The sequence below is a fragment of the Streptomyces griseocarneus genome (genome assembly GCF_014655595.1).
GTDB lineage: Bacteria > Actinomycetota > Actinomycetes > Streptomycetales > Streptomycetaceae > Streptomyces > Streptomyces griseocarneus.
In genome coordinates, this window is the sequence record NZ_BNBL01000001.1 from 616,485 (window position 1) to 633,000 (window position 16,516).

17 protein-coding genes and 1 pseudogene are annotated in these 16,516 nt (G+C 68.5%); 17 read left to right on the plus strand and 1 reads right to left on the minus strand.

What is annotated here, in order from left to right; all coding sequences use genetic code 11:
• Positions 1 to 49 precede the first annotated feature (49 nt).
• The 3 genes from IE295_RS02625 (at position 50) to IE295_RS02635 (ending at position 2,028) form a co-directional block, all read left to right on the plus strand.
• On the plus strand, positions 50 to 688 hold the full coding sequence (locus tag IE295_RS02625) for a GNAT family N-acetyltransferase (protein ID WP_224323232.1): 639 nt from the start codon (positions 50 to 52) through the stop codon (positions 686 to 688).
• Between the two features lie 225 nt (positions 689 to 913).
• Positions 914 to 1,465, plus strand: coding sequence for a hypothetical protein (locus IE295_RS02630; RefSeq protein ID WP_190061742.1), 552 nt, complete (start codon positions 914 to 916; stop codon positions 1,463 to 1,465).
• A gap of 80 nt (positions 1,466 to 1,545) precedes the next feature.
• On the plus strand, positions 1,546 to 2,028 hold the full coding sequence (locus tag IE295_RS02635; protein WP_190061743.1) for a hypothetical protein: 483 nt from the start codon (positions 1,546 to 1,548) through the stop codon (positions 2,026 to 2,028).
• Here the strand turns inward: IE295_RS02635 and IE295_RS33235 are convergent.
• Positions 1,914 to 2,555 (minus strand): YhjD/YihY/BrkB family envelope integrity protein, encoded by a 642-nt coding sequence (locus IE295_RS33235; protein WP_308013125.1) that lies wholly within the window; start codon positions 2,553 to 2,555, stop codon positions 1,914 to 1,916. The genes IE295_RS02635 and IE295_RS33235 overlap by 115 nt on opposite strands.
• On the opposite strand from IE295_RS33235, the pseudogene IE295_RS33240 reads away from it, so the two are divergent.
• The 14 genes and pseudogenes from IE295_RS33240 to IE295_RS02705 form a co-directional block, all read left to right on the plus strand.
• Positions 2,475 to 2,846 (plus strand): annotated as a pseudogene (locus tag IE295_RS33240) (transposase); the annotation flags it as partial. The gene IE295_RS33235 and the pseudogene IE295_RS33240 sit on opposite strands and share 81 nt — an antisense overlap.
• A 472-nt stretch (positions 2,847 to 3,318) precedes the next feature.
• The gene (locus IE295_RS02645; RefSeq protein ID WP_190061744.1) at positions 3,319 to 4,212 is read left to right on the plus strand and encodes an AfsR/SARP family transcriptional regulator; all 894 of its coding nucleotides are present in this window, start codon (positions 3,319 to 3,321) and stop codon (positions 4,210 to 4,212) included.
• Positions 4,213 to 4,413: 201 nt separating this feature from the next.
• Positions 4,414 to 4,641: a thioviridamide family RiPP peptide gene (gene tvaA / locus IE295_RS02650; protein ID WP_190061745.1), complete on the plus strand. Its 228-nt coding sequence runs from the start codon at positions 4,414 to 4,416 to the stop codon at positions 4,639 to 4,641.
• Positions 4,642 to 4,757: 116 nt separating this feature from the next.
• Complete coding sequence (locus tag IE295_RS02655) at positions 4,758 to 5,750, plus strand: phosphotransferase family protein (protein WP_190061746.1); 993 nt, start codon at positions 4,758 to 4,760, stop codon at positions 5,748 to 5,750.
• Positions 5,747 to 6,757: a T3SS effector HopA1 family protein gene (locus IE295_RS02660; RefSeq protein WP_190061747.1), complete on the plus strand. Its 1,011-nt coding sequence runs from the start codon at positions 5,747 to 5,749 to the stop codon at positions 6,755 to 6,757. Before IE295_RS02655 ends, IE295_RS02660 begins: the two co-directional genes overlap by 4 nt.
• The gene (locus IE295_RS02665) at positions 6,754 to 7,653 is read left to right on the plus strand and encodes a phosphotransferase family protein (RefSeq protein WP_190061748.1); all 900 of its coding nucleotides are present in this window, start codon (positions 6,754 to 6,756) and stop codon (positions 7,651 to 7,653) included. Before IE295_RS02660 ends, IE295_RS02665 begins: the two co-directional genes overlap by 4 nt.
• Positions 7,653 to 8,270, plus strand: a complete 618-nt coding sequence (locus tag IE295_RS02670; protein ID WP_190061749.1) for a flavoprotein — start codon at positions 7,653 to 7,655, stop codon at positions 8,268 to 8,270. The genes IE295_RS02665 and IE295_RS02670 overlap by 1 nt, the downstream gene beginning before the upstream one ends.
• Positions 8,271 to 8,292: 22 nt before the next feature.
• The gene (locus IE295_RS02675) at positions 8,293 to 9,489 is read left to right on the plus strand and encodes a 50S ribosomal protein L11 methyltransferase (RefSeq protein ID WP_224323206.1); all 1,197 of its coding nucleotides are present in this window, start codon (positions 8,293 to 8,295) and stop codon (positions 9,487 to 9,489) included.
• Positions 9,486 to 10,841 (plus strand): YcaO-like family protein, encoded by a 1,356-nt coding sequence (locus tag IE295_RS02680; protein WP_190061751.1) that lies wholly within the window; start codon positions 9,486 to 9,488, stop codon positions 10,839 to 10,841. Before IE295_RS02675 ends, IE295_RS02680 begins: the two co-directional genes overlap by 4 nt.
• Positions 10,842 to 10,852: 11 nt before the next feature.
• Positions 10,853 to 11,566: a TfuA-like protein gene (locus tag IE295_RS02685; RefSeq protein ID WP_190061752.1), complete on the plus strand. Its 714-nt coding sequence runs from the start codon at positions 10,853 to 10,855 to the stop codon at positions 11,564 to 11,566.
• The gene (locus IE295_RS02690; RefSeq protein ID WP_190061753.1) at positions 11,541 to 12,425 is read left to right on the plus strand and encodes a phytanoyl-CoA dioxygenase family protein; all 885 of its coding nucleotides are present in this window, start codon (positions 11,541 to 11,543) and stop codon (positions 12,423 to 12,425) included. Before IE295_RS02685 ends, IE295_RS02690 begins: the two co-directional genes overlap by 26 nt.
• 127 nt (positions 12,426 to 12,552) lie before the next feature.
• On the plus strand, positions 12,553 to 13,227 hold the full coding sequence (locus IE295_RS02695) for a C1 family peptidase (protein WP_190061754.1): 675 nt from the start codon (positions 12,553 to 12,555) through the stop codon (positions 13,225 to 13,227).
• A gap of 86 nt (positions 13,228 to 13,313) precedes the next feature.
• Positions 13,314 to 14,156: a hypothetical protein gene (locus IE295_RS02700; protein WP_190061755.1), complete on the plus strand. Its 843-nt coding sequence runs from the start codon at positions 13,314 to 13,316 to the stop codon at positions 14,154 to 14,156.
• A gap of 53 nt (positions 14,157 to 14,209) precedes the next feature.
• Positions 14,210 to 16,369, plus strand: coding sequence for a B12-binding domain-containing radical SAM protein (locus IE295_RS02705; RefSeq protein ID WP_190061756.1), 2,160 nt, complete (start codon positions 14,210 to 14,212; stop codon positions 16,367 to 16,369).
• Positions 16,370 to 16,516: the final 147 nt, after the last annotated feature.

Here is a 16,516-nt window from a genome sequence, read left to right on the forward strand (position 1 = left end):
GGGGCAGGCCCAGAGGCTGGAGGGTTACGCACCGTCGGCGGGGGGCGGGGTGTACTTGCGTGGGCTGAGCCGCTGGCAGGCCGAGGGCCAGCGTGAGGACCTGGCGGATCTGTACGTGGAGTCCGCCGACACGCAGCCCGGTGAGGAGTACCGGAGCCGCGTGAGCTTCCTGCGGCGCCTTGCCGATGACGTCCGTCGGCCCGGGTTCGACATGATGATCGCGGAAGCCACGCAGGCAGGGCAGGCGCCGGCCTTGGTGGGGTGTGCCTTCGGGTTTCCCGTGCGGCGTGACGGTTTCTGGTGGCAGGGGTTCTCCGGGGCGCTCCCGCAGGACGTCGAGCAGCTCACCGCGTCCGGGCGTGTCTTCGCCATCAGCGAGATCGTGGTCCACCCGCATGAGCGCGACCGTGGTCTCGCCGGTCATCTTCAGGAGCGGCTGCTCACCAGCCATCAGGCATCGCTCGGTGCCACCTTGGTGGATCAGGCCGACCGTGTGTCCCGTGCTGCCTTCCGGTCCTGGGGGTGGCAGGACATCGGAGAGTTCCGCTGGCCGCCCGGTCCAACCGTGCTGCGGGTACTGGTCCTTCCCCTGGGAGAACGGAGCGCGGCGAAGCCGGACGGCCCGGTGCACAACGCGGACACCGAGCCGCCCCGTGGAGCGGACGCCAAGGACCCCGAGATGAGGTGACGGCAACCAGTGGCCGGAAGGTTCCCCCTGGCTGGGCCGCCTGCGTCGGCGGCGGGCGGCCCGGTCTCGGTGTCGCTCTCGTGGCGGGGCGGTGTTATCCGATGCAGCCGGGGACGGGGGAGGGGCTGCTGCCAGTGCCGGCTTGCCTGGTGCGCCCGGTTTCGGGCCTGTGGGCAGGGGCAGCCGTAGTGCACGGGGCTCACTCGGCTACGAGCGGAGGACCCAATGTTCCTTATCGTCACCATCATTGCCGTCGTGCTGGTGCTGCTCGTGTGCGCGGTAGCAGCGTGGAGGGTCACGGCGCGCCGCCGGAAGCTGCGGGAGCGATTCGGCCCGGAGTACGAGCGGACCGTGGAAGGCAAGGACAGCCGCCGGGCGGCTGAGCGTGAGCTGCGCGAGCGCCAGGAACGCCATGACGCGCTGGACGTAAAACCGCTGCCGGCACCGGTCCGGGACCGCTACACCCAGGACTGGACCCGGGTGCAGGAGCGGTTCGTCGACCGGCCCGACGACGCGGTCCACGAGGCGGACCGGCTCGTGACCACCCTCATGAGCGAGCGCGGGTATCCGATCGAAGGGTACGAACAACAGCTGAAAGACCTGTCGGTCGAACACGGGCGCACCCTGGAGGACTACCGCGCCGCCCACGAGATCAACGACCGCAGCAGCAGTCGTCAGGCGACCACGGAAGAGCTGCGGGGCGCGATGGTGCACTACCGCGCGCTGTTCGAGGAACTGCTCCACAACGGTGACCGGCCGCGCGAGAGCCAGGCATGAGCCCGCCACCGGCGACTTGAGCGCGACGAGCGGGCCCAGCCGGCGCCCGGCCGGAACACGTGACGGACGGAAGTGAAGAGATGCGTAACCAAGAGACACCCCAGCCGGACGAGGGCACTCTGTCCACGGACGACCTGGCCGCCACCCGGCAGGGCACCGGAGGCGAGGCGCCGGGCTCGCCGGGCGCCCCACCGGAGTTCCCCGGAGAGGCCACCACCATCGACCGGGAGGCCCGGGAGGAAGATGCCGGCCGGACATCCGCCGGCGAACGCCGGGGAGCGGCACTGGCCGACGAGAACGAACCCCTGCTCGGAGACGAGCAGGAGGAATTCCGCACCCGGTGGCAGAAGATCCAGAGCAACTTCGTCGACGACCCCCAGGACGCCGTCAACGCGGCTGACCGGCTCGTCGCCGAGACGATGCAGGCGCTGGCCACGACCTTCTCCGATCACAAGCGAGGTCTCGAAGGCCAATGGCATCGCGGCGAGGAGGTGGCGACCGAGGACCTGCGCGTCGCACTCCAGCGATACCGCTCGTTCTTCAACCGCCTGCTCAGCACCTGACCAGCCGGGCGCCGCCACGCCCACAGACCGCGGACTGGCCGGCCTCGATGCCGCGGCGGCAGCCGGCAAGCGGCAAGGCCGAACCGGTTGATCCACAGCAGGAGGGCGACCGGTACGGCGAAGGCACCGCACATGCTCTTCGCCGCGACCCCTTGCAGGTAGCCGGTCAGCAGCAGCTTGAGCAGCTCGAAGCCGACCGCGCCGATCGCAGCGGCGACCCCGGCCCCCCGCCGGCCCGGATGCACCTGCGGCAGTCCCGTGAGGACGTAGGCGAGCAGCAGGAAGTCGACGACCAGGGCGATGGCCAGGGCGGCGAGGAAGAGCGGCACCCGCTCCGCACCGCCTTCAATGCCGATCTTGTCGGTGACCCAGCGGCGGCGCTGTTGGCGATCACGGAGCTGCTCATCGCGACCAGTCCGATCGCGCCGAGTCCGAGCAGCAATGGGGTGTCTGCGGACGTGCTGGACGGCCGGCTCGCGGGGATGTGGCTGATCGTACGGAAGGGACGTCCGCACCCGCTCGCCCACCTGTGCTTCACCGACGTCGACGGCATGCGCCTGACGCAGCGCTGAACCAGATCTGGCTGGGGATCGTGCAGATAGCGCTCGACCTGCCGCCCTGGGCGCCCCTCCTCGCCCTGACCGGCACCGCCCGCCTGTGGGAGCCCCACCGTCTGCGGCTTCGCCTCTTCTCCGCTGCCGTCCAGCTCGTCACCATCGCACGCCGCCGCTACCTCGGCTTCCACCATGCCTGGCCCCTGGACCGACGTGATCACAGCAGCGATCAACCGGCTCGACGTGCTGCTCAGCCCCGGCTGAGCAACGGCTTCACCCGTCCCGGCAACCTGATCCACCTGCCGGAGCCGTGGAATCCGGCGCCCACCCGACGCGACAGCCGGGCCACCAGCCTGCCCGGACTGCGAAATTCCCCACCGCCTCCAGTCACAAAGCGCCAGTCAGCAAGCTGACGAACCCTCATGAACGATCGAGGTCAATACGCCGAAGTCGGTAAACATGCACGATGAACGGTGTCAATGCGTTCATCGCATCGGATTTCGGCGCATGGCCAACGCATTTTGTCCGATTCCATGGGTGGCGATCACGGAGTGGCCGGTGTTACATGGTCTGAATGTTGTGGGCTGTAGCTTCAGCGGGACAACAGTGGTCCGGCTGAGGCGAGCCAACATTGTCCGGCCACCCTGGGGTGGCCGGACGGCTGTGCTTTTCGACGGTGCTCCGTTTCCGCTGCGGAGCCCGTCGGCATGATGACCATGACGACGGGGGAAGTCACGTGAGTCAACCGGGCATAACCCTGCCCTCAGCACGGACGCGCGAAGCAGTAGGCGACCTGACCAAGCGCCCGGGGGCGCGGTCAGGTCAGCCGTCGGCGCTGAAGTTCGGCCTCCTTGGTCCGGTAGTTGTCTGGAGTTTTGATCCGAACCGCGACGAGGCTGTTGAGCAGCTGCTCTCGGAGAACAAGGCCCGGGGCGCACTCGCCGCTTTGCTGCTGAGGGCCAACCTGTTCGTGACCCAGGCGCAGTTGGGGAACCTGCTGTGGGAGGTCCCTCCCGAATCCGCGCGGCCGAACATCCGGTCCTACGTCGCCCGAGTGCGCAAAGCGCTCAACTTCGCCGACCCAGGGGTGGTGCGGCTGTCGACGGTCAAGCGCGGCGGACCGGCGGACGGCGGGTCCTATCGCCTGCGCGTGGATCCCATGGAGCTGGACGCCGACGTCTTCGTGCGCCTGGTGCGGCGCGCGAGTGAGGAAACCAGGGCGGGTGCGCTGACCAACGCCGTGGCGACGCTGAGACTCGCACTGAGCCTGTGGCGGGGCGACGCCGGCCACACGGATCTCGCGGTCGCGGACGTCCTGCGAAGGCAGCTCGACGCCCTCAACGCCTTCCGGCTGGTGGCGCAGGAGGATCTGCTGTCGCTCCAGTTCCGCCTCGGGGAGCACCGGCTCCTGATTCCGGAGATCCGAGCCCTGCTCGCCGAGCACCCGATGAGGGAAGGGCTCTGGGCCCATTTGATGCGCGCGTACTACCGAACTGGTGACATCGGCTCGGCCCTGAACGCCTATCAGGAGTGCTGGCGGCTACTCGACAGCAATCTCGGGGTGCGACCGGGTGCTGTGTTGCAACAGCTGCACAGGGCTGTCCTGCATCGCGACGACGATTCTGTCTGAGGTTCGAAGCGATCTTCTTTGCCCAGTTTTCGCGCAGCGCGAATAGGGTGATCCACGGCGGGTGCCTGTCTTTTCTGAACAGTGAACGCGGCTTCATGGTTCTGTTGCTCATTCGTAGGCGATGCGTTCGCCATGCGTGGCCGTGCAACGATGTTTTTCGGCAGCCCACCCTGGGTTGCAATGCTGAAGGGGAGGAACCGAATGGCTGCGTCAACCCCGAATATTGAAGAACTCATCGATCAGATCAAGGCTGATGAAGCGAACTCGGCGGCTACGGTCGACTCGATCGACGCGTCGTTCAGCGAGCTGGCCGGGGTTTCCTCCGAGGAGCTTCAGAAGTTCCTCGAGGAGCAGGTGGGGATGAACCCGGACGAGGGTGTCCAGGGCACCTTCGTCTCCGTCGTCGTCACGCCTGCGACTCACTGCTGATATCAGCGGTCATGACGGAAAATACAGGGGCACTCGAGCTTCTGCGCGCCCGGGCGCTGGGGTTTTTCACCCCGCGCCCGGGTCGGCGCCCCGCGCCACGTCAGGCCGGAAACCTCGTGGAGGAGTTCCGGCCCGACCGCACGGCGCTGGCCCTGCTGGGGCTCACGGAGGACCGGGTGGTCCAGGTGGAGCGGTGCGCCTCACGGCGGGTCGTTCTCATGGTGGAGCTCGCCGACGGATCGGCCTGCCTGGTGAAGTTCCCCGACACCGACACGGAACTGGACAACGACTACGAGCGCGTCGTGCTGGGCATGCTCGAGGACCTGGAGCTTTCGCCGAGGGCCAGGCAGGCGGTACCGCGACTGGTCGCTTGCGACAGCGGTACGCGTGCGATCGCTCTGGACGTGATCAAGGACTGCGACAGCCTGCGTGAACTGACGCAGCGCGACCCGGAAGTCGATGTCCGCCACCTGGTGAACCTGGCCGCCGCCTTGGTGGACCTGCACCAGGCGCCGGTCCAGGACGCCTACCGCAAGTTTCCGGAGTGGCTGCTCCATCCCCCCGTGCCCATGTCCACCCAGCTGACGCCCTATGAGTACGCCCACGGAGCGGGGCTGGACTTCGACATCTACCTGCGGGTCATGCAGGAGCTGGAAGCGCACTTCCGTGAGCTCCACGAGCAGTGGCGGCCGGACACGATCGTCCACTACGACCTCAGGGACGACAACATCCTGTTCCCCCGCGAGCCCGGCGCGGACTGTGCGGTGCGTCTGATCGACTGGGAGCTCGCCGGGTTCGGGGATCCGTGCTACGACGTCGGCTATCTGGTCGGCCAGTTCCTGGTCGAATCGGTCCGCAGGCACGGTGACATCGAGGCCCTCGGCACGGCGCGACGCAACGCCCGCACATTCCTGAGCGCCTATCGCACGCTCTCGGGGATCACCGGGGACATGGAACTGCGCGTCCTGCGGTACGCCGGAGTCTCCCTGCTGCTCCAGGCCGCGATGCGCCTGCAACAACTGGGCATGCTCACCCAGGTCGGCCACCTCTGCCTGCTGTACGGCAAGCGGCTCATCGCCGACCCGACGCTGAAGGTGATCATGAAATGACGGAGTACCTCGACGTCGTCCGGCGGATCGCCGACGAGGTGGTCATCCTCGACGAGCGCACGTTCTGGCACCCCCGGTTCGGCAGGCTCACCCCGCCGAGGGACATGGAGGCGAGACCCGACTACCCGGTGGTCTCCTATCTCTCCCGCCTGATCTACCTGACCTACTACGCGGGAGACGACGCCGCCGCCCGTCTACTGGTCGGCGGTGGCCGGGCGGTCGCGGCGCTGGTGGACCACGAGGACTACGCGTTCACCGAGCTTCTCCACGCGGCGAACACCGGCACCGGCTACCGCGTGCCGGGGTGGCGTGTCCGCGAGGCCAGGGACGGTGGCTGGCTGGTCGAGAAGGACGGCATCTCGGTGCTCGCGGCTGCCGAGGAACTGGTTCACGACGATCCGGTCGAGGTCGGCGCCGCGGTCTCGGTGGTCCTTCCGCCGTGCCGACGGTACGCGGTGCTCGGCTGGTACATGGCCGTGGGGGACGAGGGACCGCCGCACAAGTCCGACGAGTCCACGATGGTCCGGATCTACTTCACGCCGGCCGGGCCGGAGGCGGCCCCGGAGGTCATGCGCGTCGTGACGACGGCCGTGAACCGCCGGCGGATCCCCTTCAGCTTCAAGATGGCCAACGACCCGACCGCCTACGTCCGGCGCGATGCCGGTGTGTTGTACCTGCGCGAGTGCGACTGGCTCGGACACCAGACCCTGGTACCGGAGATGCACGCCCAACTCGCGGACGGGCTACGCGATGACCGGCCCTGCTTCGTCAAACCGTTGCTGCCCGGCATCTCCTTCGCGGTGGAACCGCAGCTGCGCGGACGCACGGTGAGCTTCGGGGAGAACCGATGCGCCCTGGTGGCGGAAGGTCTCGTCGACGCCCACGCCCGAGGGGTCACCGACCTCGACGGCCGGGTCGAGGCGATCGCCGACCGGTTCCGCCAGGAGGGCCTGTCGGTCGAGCGGCCTTACGAGGCACCCCGGCCATCGCTCGGGGTCCCGCGATGACGGCCGGTGCCGCGACGGCGGTCACCGTGCGGTCGATGGACGGCCCGTTCGTGGCGCGTCGCTGCGTGCGCTCCGGGGCCGGGTACCGGTGGTTCGAGCAGGCGGTGGCGCCGGGCGACTACCTGGACGCCACCCAGATGCGGCAGCTGGCCGGCCTGGTTCCCACCTCTGGCGGGGCAGTGGCGGCGCTGCCCGAACTGGTCCGGCCGGACCTGGCGGCCTGGCCCGTGACGCCCACGCCCTCCCTGCTGTGCGACGCCCTCTTCGGCGCCCCTCCCCATGCGGGCGCCGGCCACTGGGCGAGCGCATGTGAAGACCTCGGGACCTTCCTGGGCCGCATGCACTCCGTACCCGCCGCCGAGGCGGAATTCCTGCCCGGCCGCGGCCAAGCGGCCTGGCTGCCCCCGGGCTCCGCCTGCACGGACAGGGTGGATGCCGCGCGTGCCGGTCTGGCCGGGTTCGGCGACGGGGTGCTCGCGTCGGCCGCCGCCTCGGCAGGTGTACGGCCCCGCCCGGACAGCGTGGTGCACGGCCGGTTCTCCTCCGGTCTGGTGGTGCCGCTGGCCCGTCCCGTGGTGCAGGGCTGGCGGGAGGCCGGGGTGGGCGATCCCGACCGGGATGTCGCCTTCTTCCTCGCCGAACTCGTCGAGTCGGCCGCCGTGGGCACCGGTGGCGGCCGGTTCCCGGCGCTCGTCCGCGCCTTCCTCACCGGCTACGCCAGTGCCGGGGAGGGCCCCGGACCGGACCGGCTCCCTGCCCTGGTCGCGGACCGGCTGCTGGAGCACTACGCGCAGGCCGCCGTCCGGACCGGCTCGGCGGACCAGCTCGAACAGGTGGTGGCCAGGGTCACCGGGCGGTGGCGGGAGCTGGTGGACCTCATCGAGGACGGAGGCTGATGAGCGAGACGCGACAGGACCTCAGCGGGGTCCAGCTCATGGTGTTCGGCTCCTGCTCCGTCGCGGTGCTGGGCCTGCCGCACATCCTGCTGTGGCTCAAGGACCGGCTCCGGCTGCGGCGGATCCGGGTCGTCCTGACCCCGATGGCCACCCGGCTGGTCACCGTTGACTCGATCAAGCGGGTCGCCGGGTGCGAGGTCTACGTCGACTGGGACGACCTGCCCGCGCAAGCGCGTTCACATGTGTCACTGGCGGACTGGGCCCAGGTCGCCATCGTGTTGCCCGCCACGGCCGGCCTCGTCGGCAAGCTGGCCAACGGCATCGCGGACAACCTCGCGACGTCGACGATCACGGCGCTGTCCTGCCCGGTGATCGTGGTTCCGTCGACCAACGCCACCACATGGGCGAAACCGGCTGTGCGCCGAAACGTCCGGCAGCTGCGCGAGGACGGGTTCACCGTCGTGGAACCCGAAGAGGGCCTGGCGGTCGCGGGTGAGACGACGGAACTGGGCTCCATGGGGGACTACCGGCCCGCTTTGCTGCGAGCACTGGTGCGTGCCGCGGAGGGCACACCACAGGGCCGATCAGGCAACAACGCAGAGAACATGGGGGATTGATGTGACCGTAGGTGCCAGTACCGTGCTCCGTCGCGCTCCCGAACTCCTCATCGAGGTGGACAGTGCCCATCAGGTGCGCATCCACCACGATCGGCGGATCTTCGAGTTCGGTCATCACGCGATATCGCTGCTCGACGTGTTCTACGAGCCCCGCACGCTGGCCGAGGGGGTTCAGCGACTGCGGCCGAGACTCACCGGCCACCGCGCCGTCGAGGAACTGATCGGCACGCTGACCGCGATGGTGAACGCGGGCGTCCTCACCACGGAGGCCCCGGAGGGTTACACCGACCTGATGTTCCCCATCGGGGGATACGGCCTGGCCTACCTGAACATCGCCATCCTGGAGGACCCGCTGCGCAAGGGGCTCTTCATCAAGGCGATCGAGGAGACCGTCACCCCTGACGACGTCGTCCTCGACCTCGGTACCGGCTCCGGGATCCTCGCGCTCGCCGCCGCCCGCGCCGGTGCCCGGCACGTCTACGCCCTCGAACCCGCCCGCTCCGGTGACCTCGCCGCCAAGGTCATCGCGCACAACGGCTACGCCGACAAAGTGACGATGATCCGCGGTTGGTCGACGACGACGGAACTGCCGGAACGGGCCACCGTGCTGACCACCGACATCGTCGGAAACGACTGCCTCGACATGGTGATCTGGGAGAACCTCCAGGACGCCCGCCGGCGGCTCCTGACGCCGGATGCCAGGCTCATCCCCGAGTCCTTCGAGAGCTATGTCTACCTCGCGTGCATGCCGGAGGACATGCGGGCGCGCCACCGGGTCCTCCCCGAGCACATCGAACGCTGGCAGGACAGGTTCGGGATGGACTTCTCCCCGATGCTGGAGGAGGACAACAAGCGGGTCGCGGGTTTCTACGAGCGCCCGGAGAAGGTGCAGCACTGGCAACGGCTGTCCGAGCCCGTACCGCTGTACAACCTCGACCTGCACACCGACGTCCGGAAGTTCGCGAGCACCGTGACCGTGCCCGTTTCGCGGCCCGGGGTGGTGAACGCCGCCATCGTCTTCTTCAAGGGCCGGATCGGCCCCACCACCTACCTGTCCACCGCGCCGTGGGACGGCGGCGACCGGAGCCACTGGTTCACCGCGGGATGGGCCTTCGCGAGCGGGCGCACGGTGAAGCCGGGAGACCAACTGACACTGACCTACCACTACGAGGGCGATGGCCGCGCCAGCATCGTGCTGGACGGGGAGGAGACGCGGTGAAGCTTCGTACCAGTGCACCCAAGGCGAACGGCGTGGGCGTCCACCGGGAGGTGACGAGCGCGCAGACCTACGCTCGGGTCACGCCGCACCTGCTGCGCGCCGGCATCACACGGGTCGCCGACATCACCGGGCTGGACCGGATCGGGATCCCCGTGTACAACGCCATCTCGCCGCGCTCCAACGACATCATCTCGGTCTACAACGGCAAGGGCCTGACCGCGATCGACGCCAAGACCTCGGCGGTGATGGAGGGCATCGAGCGGTTCTCCGCCTGGCTGCCGAGGCGCCCCGACGCGATCGCGACGTACGACGAGCTGATCGCGCAGGGCAGGTCCGTGATGCACCCCGGCGAGTACGTCTTCGAGCTGGCCCCCTACTACGCCGACGACCTGCCGATCTCGTGGACCCTCGGGTACGACCTGCTGAACGAGGAGGAGGTGCTCGTCCCGCAGGACGGCGCCTGTTACTCACCGAAGTTCCACGAGGCGCCCTGCTACAAGATCACCACGACGAACGGCCTGGCCTCGGGCAACACGCTCGAGGAGGCGATCTGCCACGCGCTGTGCGAGGTGATCGAGAGGGACGCGATCACCATCAGCGAGGTGCTCAGCAGCCAGCTCTGTCAGGTGCTGGAGAAGGGGCTGTCCTCGGTGCCCGCGCAGTCGCGTGAGATCACAGGCTTCCTGCGGGAGCTCAACCCGCACGTCTCCGTCAGTTCTCTGCCGGAGCGGGCTCAGTCGCTCATCGAAAAGATCCACGCCGCTCGTCTGGAGATGCGGGTGATCCAGCTCAACAGCGACCTCGGCATCCCGAGCTTCATGGCCGCCACGGCCGAGGACATGGGCCCCACGGTGTCGCAGGGCCACGGCGGGTTCGGCACCCACCCGGACGCCGAGGTGGCGATCATCCGCGCCATCACCGAATGCGCACAGGGCCGGGTGGTCGACATCCAGGCGATGCGGGAGGACATATCCCTGCCGGGCACCGACGTGCCGAAGCACATGTACCACGTGCGACGCTCGTCGACCTTCGACAAGGGCGCCTGGATCTGGAATCCGATGGACAAGGTGCTCGACGCCGCGGACCTCACCACGTACCAGCACGACGACGTGATGGACGACGTCCGGCTGATGCTGGCCCGGTTGAGCCGTGCCGGGATCAAGCGGGCGATCGTGGTCGACTTCTCACCACCCCACATCCCCGTCAGCGTCGTGCGGATGATCGTTCCCGGCCTCGAGTCGTGGGCGGTGGACCACTGCAAGCTGGGTGACCGCGCGAGGGCGGCCTGGAAGCGGGCCGTGCAGGACATCTCGGCGCGGCACCGTGCCCTCGCCACGACGAACGCGGGATGAGGAGACCACCGATGAACGCTGTTGTGTACCTGGGGCCGAGCCTTCCCCTCGCGGCCGCCGCCGAGGAACTGGACGCGGAGTTCCTGCCTCCGATCGCCCGGGGCGACCTGGCGGAATTGCTGAAGAGGCCCGAACTGCCGAAGGCCATCGGCATCGTCGACGGCAAGTTCCTCTCGACGCTGTGCGTCTCGCCGAAGGAGGTGCTCGAAGTCGTCGACCGGGGCGTCAAGGTCTTCGGCTCCTCCAGCATGGGCGCGCTGCGGGCGGCCGAATGCCACCACTGGGGCATGGTGGGCGTCGGCAAGATCTTCGAGGCCTACCGCACGGGAGAGGTGGACGCCGACGACGAGGTCGCCATCGCCTTTGACGAGGAGACCGGGGCGCCCCTCTCCGAGCCGATGGTCAACCTGCGCTTCGCCGTCGCCTCCGCGCTGGAGTCCGCCGTCGTGGGCCCGGCAACCGCCGAGGCATTCCTGCACGCGGCGACGAGCCTCTACTTCCCGCAGCGGTCCGCACGTGCGGCCCTGCACGCCATCCGAGGTGCCGTGCCCGAAGACGAGCACGCGGCCCTGGCCCGCTACTTCGCCACCACCGCACCCGACACCAAGGCCGATGACGCCCGGTTGCTCCTCCGCGCCATGCGGGACTACCTGACGGGCAACCGGCAGCAGACCATCGAGCGAGCCGTGGGGGTGCACCGTGGCGGAGTCGCCCTGCCCGCTTAGTCCGGAGCAGATCAGCTTCTTTCACCGGCAGGGCTATCTGATGCCCGTCGACGTGCTGACGCCCTCCCAGGTCGCGGAGGCCGTGGCCGGCTACCGGACCTACCGCACGGTCACCGACCAGGCAGGTGGCCTGCTGAAGCGCCGGTGGAACTACCCCAAGATCCACTTGGTCGCGCGCTGGGCGGACGGGCTCGTCCACCACCCGGGACTGCTGGACTTAGCGTCCAGCCTCATCGGGCCGGATCTCCTGGTCTGGTCGACGAACCTGTTCGTACGCGAGGGGCACAGCGGCAGCAGGCTGGCCTGGCACCAGGACGCGCCGTACTTCGGCTGGGAGGGAGCCGAGGGCAACGCGGTGCGCGTCTGGCTCGCGCTGACAAGGGCCGGCCGGGACAACGGCACGATGCTGTACTGCCGCCGGTCACACAAGGCCGGTCTCCTCCGGCACGACTTCGCCGACCGCACACTCGCGGGCCTCATGCAGGGTGAGCAGGCGGACTACGACGTGCACGAGGACGACGTGGTCGCGGTGGAGATCGAGGCGGGCCAGGCGTCGCTCCACCAGCCGACGACGGTGCACAGCAGCGGCCCGAGCGCCGTGGCCGAGGAGCGGATCTGCTTCGCGGTGGACTACCTGGCCCCGTCGGTCCGCCCGGTGCACGGGCCGGACAGCGCGCTGCTCGTCCGGGGCGAGGACCGGTACCGCCACTTCCTGCCGGAGCGACGCCCGGAAGCGGACTTCGCCCCGGACGCCCTCCGCGCCTTCCGGGAGGCGGTCCTCATGCGCGATCAGCGGCTGGCCGCGGTCATGCGAGTGATCCACGCCGAACGGGCGGCCGAGCGTGTCAGCGGCGGCTGAGCGGCTGGGGGACCTGGACCGCGACCCCGCCACGTTCCACTGGCAGGGCACCGGCATCACACCACCATGGCCCCGGGAGCGGGACGGCCCCGCCGGCCGTGTGGTCCTGGACGAGTGGTTCCCACCAGTGATCAACCAGGGAATGGTGCCGCTCTGCACCGCGGCCGTGGTCACGGCGCTCGCCGCCTACTTCGCCCGGCGGGCCCGGCAGGCGGAAATCGAGCCCTCGATCCTGTTCAACTACCGGATGGCACGCCGTCTGATGGGGCAACCCGATCGGCGTGGCGCGCACATCGACTCCAGCATCGCCGCCTGGCGGCGGTTCGGAATGCCGGATGAGACGTCATGGCCGTGGACCGCCGCGACCGTGGACACCGACCCGGAGACCGGCCTCCGTCCGGCAGCGCACTGCACCTCGGACGTGGTCTCCTGGCGGATCCGCAAGGAGGAGCTCACGCCGGAGCGGTACCTTGGCACGCTGCGTGCCGCGATGCGTGCGGGACTCCCGGTGGCGTGTGAGTTCCCCTTGTACACCTCACAGTTCTCCTCCTTCCGGACCGGTGCCATCCCGCTGCCCGGGACAGGGGAGCGCTCGCTGGGCATGCACATCACCCTGCTGGTGGGATTCGACGACACCGGACGTCACTTCCGGGTCCGCAACAGCTGGGGCGAGGAATGGGGCGAGCGGGGTTACGGCGCACTGCCCTATGCCTATTTCGAACGGAGTCTGGCGGGGGACAGTTGGCTGGTCGTGGAGCGGGACTGGATCGTATCGACCGAGGAAAATATGAATGGTGAGTAGCAGACCATCATTCGCGTATCGGTAGGGAACGTATGAGATCTGATCGACGGCGGTTAAAGGCATCGACCAACTCCGAGCGCGGCCGAATGGTGCGCGTCCTCAAGTGGGTGGCGTTCACCGTGATCGCCGTCCAATTGACCTTGGTGGCGACCGGAGTGCTCGATCTGGCTGACGCCGTGCTCATCGCGACCGGGGTCGAGATCCTGACCGGAGTGCTGGCGCTCGGCCTCGCCGTGGCCGCCCGGGTGGTCTACCGGCGACTGCGCCGGAGTGGTGTGCCCCGGTGGGACGCGTTCCTCGAGGCGGCAGGCACGGTACTGCCCCGTCCCATGCTCACGCTGATCCGCCACGAGCTGGGCGGAGTCATGTCGATCGCCCTGCTCGTGCGCGGACGCAAGGACGTCCCGGCGGACGCCACCGTGATCCGCTACGGGGCGAACCAGAAGATATTCCTTCTGGTGATGATGTTCACGGGGCCGTTGGAGATCTTCCTTGCCGAGCTGCTCGTGCCCTGGCCCTGGCTGCGCACCGTGCTGCTCATCCTCGGGATCTACGGCGTCCTGTGGCTGTTCGGCGTCTACGCGGGCGTGCACACCCGCCCCCACTACATCGATGGCGAACGCCTGATGATCCGCACCGGCCATCTGGCGGCGGTCTCCGTCGATGTCGGAGCCGTGCGATCCGTACGGCGCGAGACCCACGACTCCTACCAGGGGGAGAAGGCCAAGGGGATGGTTTCCGTCAAGGATGGCGTCGTTGCCGTGCCAGGAATGAGCGGAACCGTGTTGGCGGTGGCCCTGGGACCGGAGACTCCGGTCCGGGTGCAGGGCCGTGGGACGGTGCTCGCCCGTGCGCTCCGGTTCGACGCGGACGAGCTGGAATCGGCCATCCGCACCATCAAGGAGCGGGTGGAAGCCCGGTCGCTTTGACGAGGATGCCGTCGCCGGCGGCTTGACGGCAGGGATATCGCCCAGGAGAACACATGCGCCCGGTCCTGATCTACCCACCGCTGACCGATCCGACCTGCGGTTACCACTCGCTGTGCTACCTGGACTCCTACGCCCGGGCGCACGGGCAGGCCGCGGCCGCGATCATTGACGCCAACATCGAGGCGTTCCATCACTCATACACAGACCTGCCCCACGACTGGCTGGTCCAGCAGGCATCAGCCGCCTCCGTGTTCGACGACCGGATGTCGCCCACGGCGGTTGCCGCGATGCGGCTGCGTGCCGGGCAGGTGTCACCCGAGCAGACCGCCGAGGCCGTCCGGGTGCTTCAGGATCCCGAGCGGTTCTATGACTACTCCCAGTACCAGCACGCGGTGGAGACCGTTACCGGCTGGATGAACACCGTGGGCTCGGCAGGGCTGCCCGGACAGTTCCACAACGGATTCGAATTCCAGCCATACGACAGGTTCAACGTTTCCTCGGTCCGGGATCTCACGGACGAGGCGATGCTCGCCCGGCTGAGCAACGCGTTCACCCCGTACTACTCCGACGTCCTGGTGCCCCGCCTGGTCGCGGGCCGCCACGATGTCATCGGCATCAACATCACCTTCGTCTCCCAACTGCCGTTCGCGTTGTGGCTGGCGCGGCTCATCCGCCGGGCGCTGCCGGACGTGTTCCTGATGGCGGGCGGCACCGAGGTCGCCGACGTCAACAAGTACGCGGTGGACAAGAACAGCGTGTTCCAGATCTTCGACGTGTTCGACGCGCTCGTGGTGGGTGAGGGCGAGAGCGCGTACGTGGAGATCCTCGACTCCCTCGACGCCGGCCGCCTGCCGAGCGGCCACCCCAACATCCGCCTGCACCCCAGGCACGGGATCGGCAGGGCACTGCCGGTGTTCACATACGAACAGCTCGCCGGTCTGCCGACCCCGGACTACTCGACGCTGCCGTGGGACAAATACCTGAGCCCCGAGCCGTTCGTGTACTACTCGCCCACCCGAGGCTGTTACTGGAACAAGTGCACGTTCTGCGACTACGGCCTCAACGGGGACAGTCCGACCAGCCCGTGGCGGCAGGACCCGGTCGACAAGATGGTCGCCGACGTCACGGAGATATCCAAGTTCGCCAAGTTCATCTATTTCTCGGTGGACGTACTGGCACCGGCGACCATTCTGAAATTCGCGGAGCGGGTGATCGAGTCGGATGTGGACTTCCGGTGGGGAGCGGAGATTCGCCTGGAGAAGTACTGGTCGACCGAGCGATGCCGTACCTTACGGCGCAGTGGTTGCGTCTCGGTCTCGGTGGGCTTCGAATCCGCGAACCAGCGCATCCTCGATCTGATCAACAAGGGCACCACGCTCGCCCAGGTGTCGCAGACGATCGACGCCATGACGCAGGCGGGGATCGGTGTGCAGATGATGGGGTTCACCGGCTTCCCGACGGAGACCGCCGACGAAGCCATGGAGTCGATCAACTTCCTGCGTGAGCACCGCGACAAGTGGACGTTCGGCGGTCTGGGCACGTTCATGCTCACCGCCGGGGCGATCGTGGCCAAGCAGCCGGAACGGTTCGGGCTGCGTGACGTGATGCCGTACCCCGATCACGACATCGCCCGGGCGTTGGACTACGACGAGGTCGACGGCGGGTTGAGCGAGCGCGAGCTGGTCGCGGTGGAGGAGGCCAAGGCGACCCTGACGGGCAACCACCTCGGGCGCCCGTGGGTGGGCGGCACCGATTGCGCGCACACGTACTTCTACCAGGAGCGGTACGGAGCGGACATCATGAAGGTGGTGGGCTCGGCCCAGCCGGATCGCGAAGCGCGCTACGTCATCAACGGCACGGTGATCCGCCGCCCGGAGCGCGAGGTGGTGCAGGAGTACACGTACTACTACTGGACCGGTCGCGGCGACTCCGACCAGCCGGGCCGGTTCGCCTTCCGGCGGGTCGACGGCCGGCTGTACTTCATCCCGGACGGCCTGGTGGCCCTGCTCCAGCTGTTCACCGTGCCGCGTGCCCTACCGGAGGCGGAGCTCGCCGTCTCCGCCATGCCGCCCTCCGTCGCCCAGCAGGTCTGGGACTTCTTCGTCAGCCGCCGACTGGTCCGCGCTGAGCCGGCGAGGGAGAACAGCGCGGCCGAGCACGCTCACGCCGGGAGACGGGGGGATGCGCGGGCAGGAGTGGCACCCGAACGGTAAAGAGGATGACGGCTCGTCAGCCTCGTGGTTTCGCGAAGCGCGGCGAATACCTTGACTGGGGGAAAGGGGTCGTGGGTTCGAATCCCGCCGTCCCGACACGGTGCAACAGCCCGCTGAGCAGGAAGAAATTCCAGCTCAGCGGGCTTT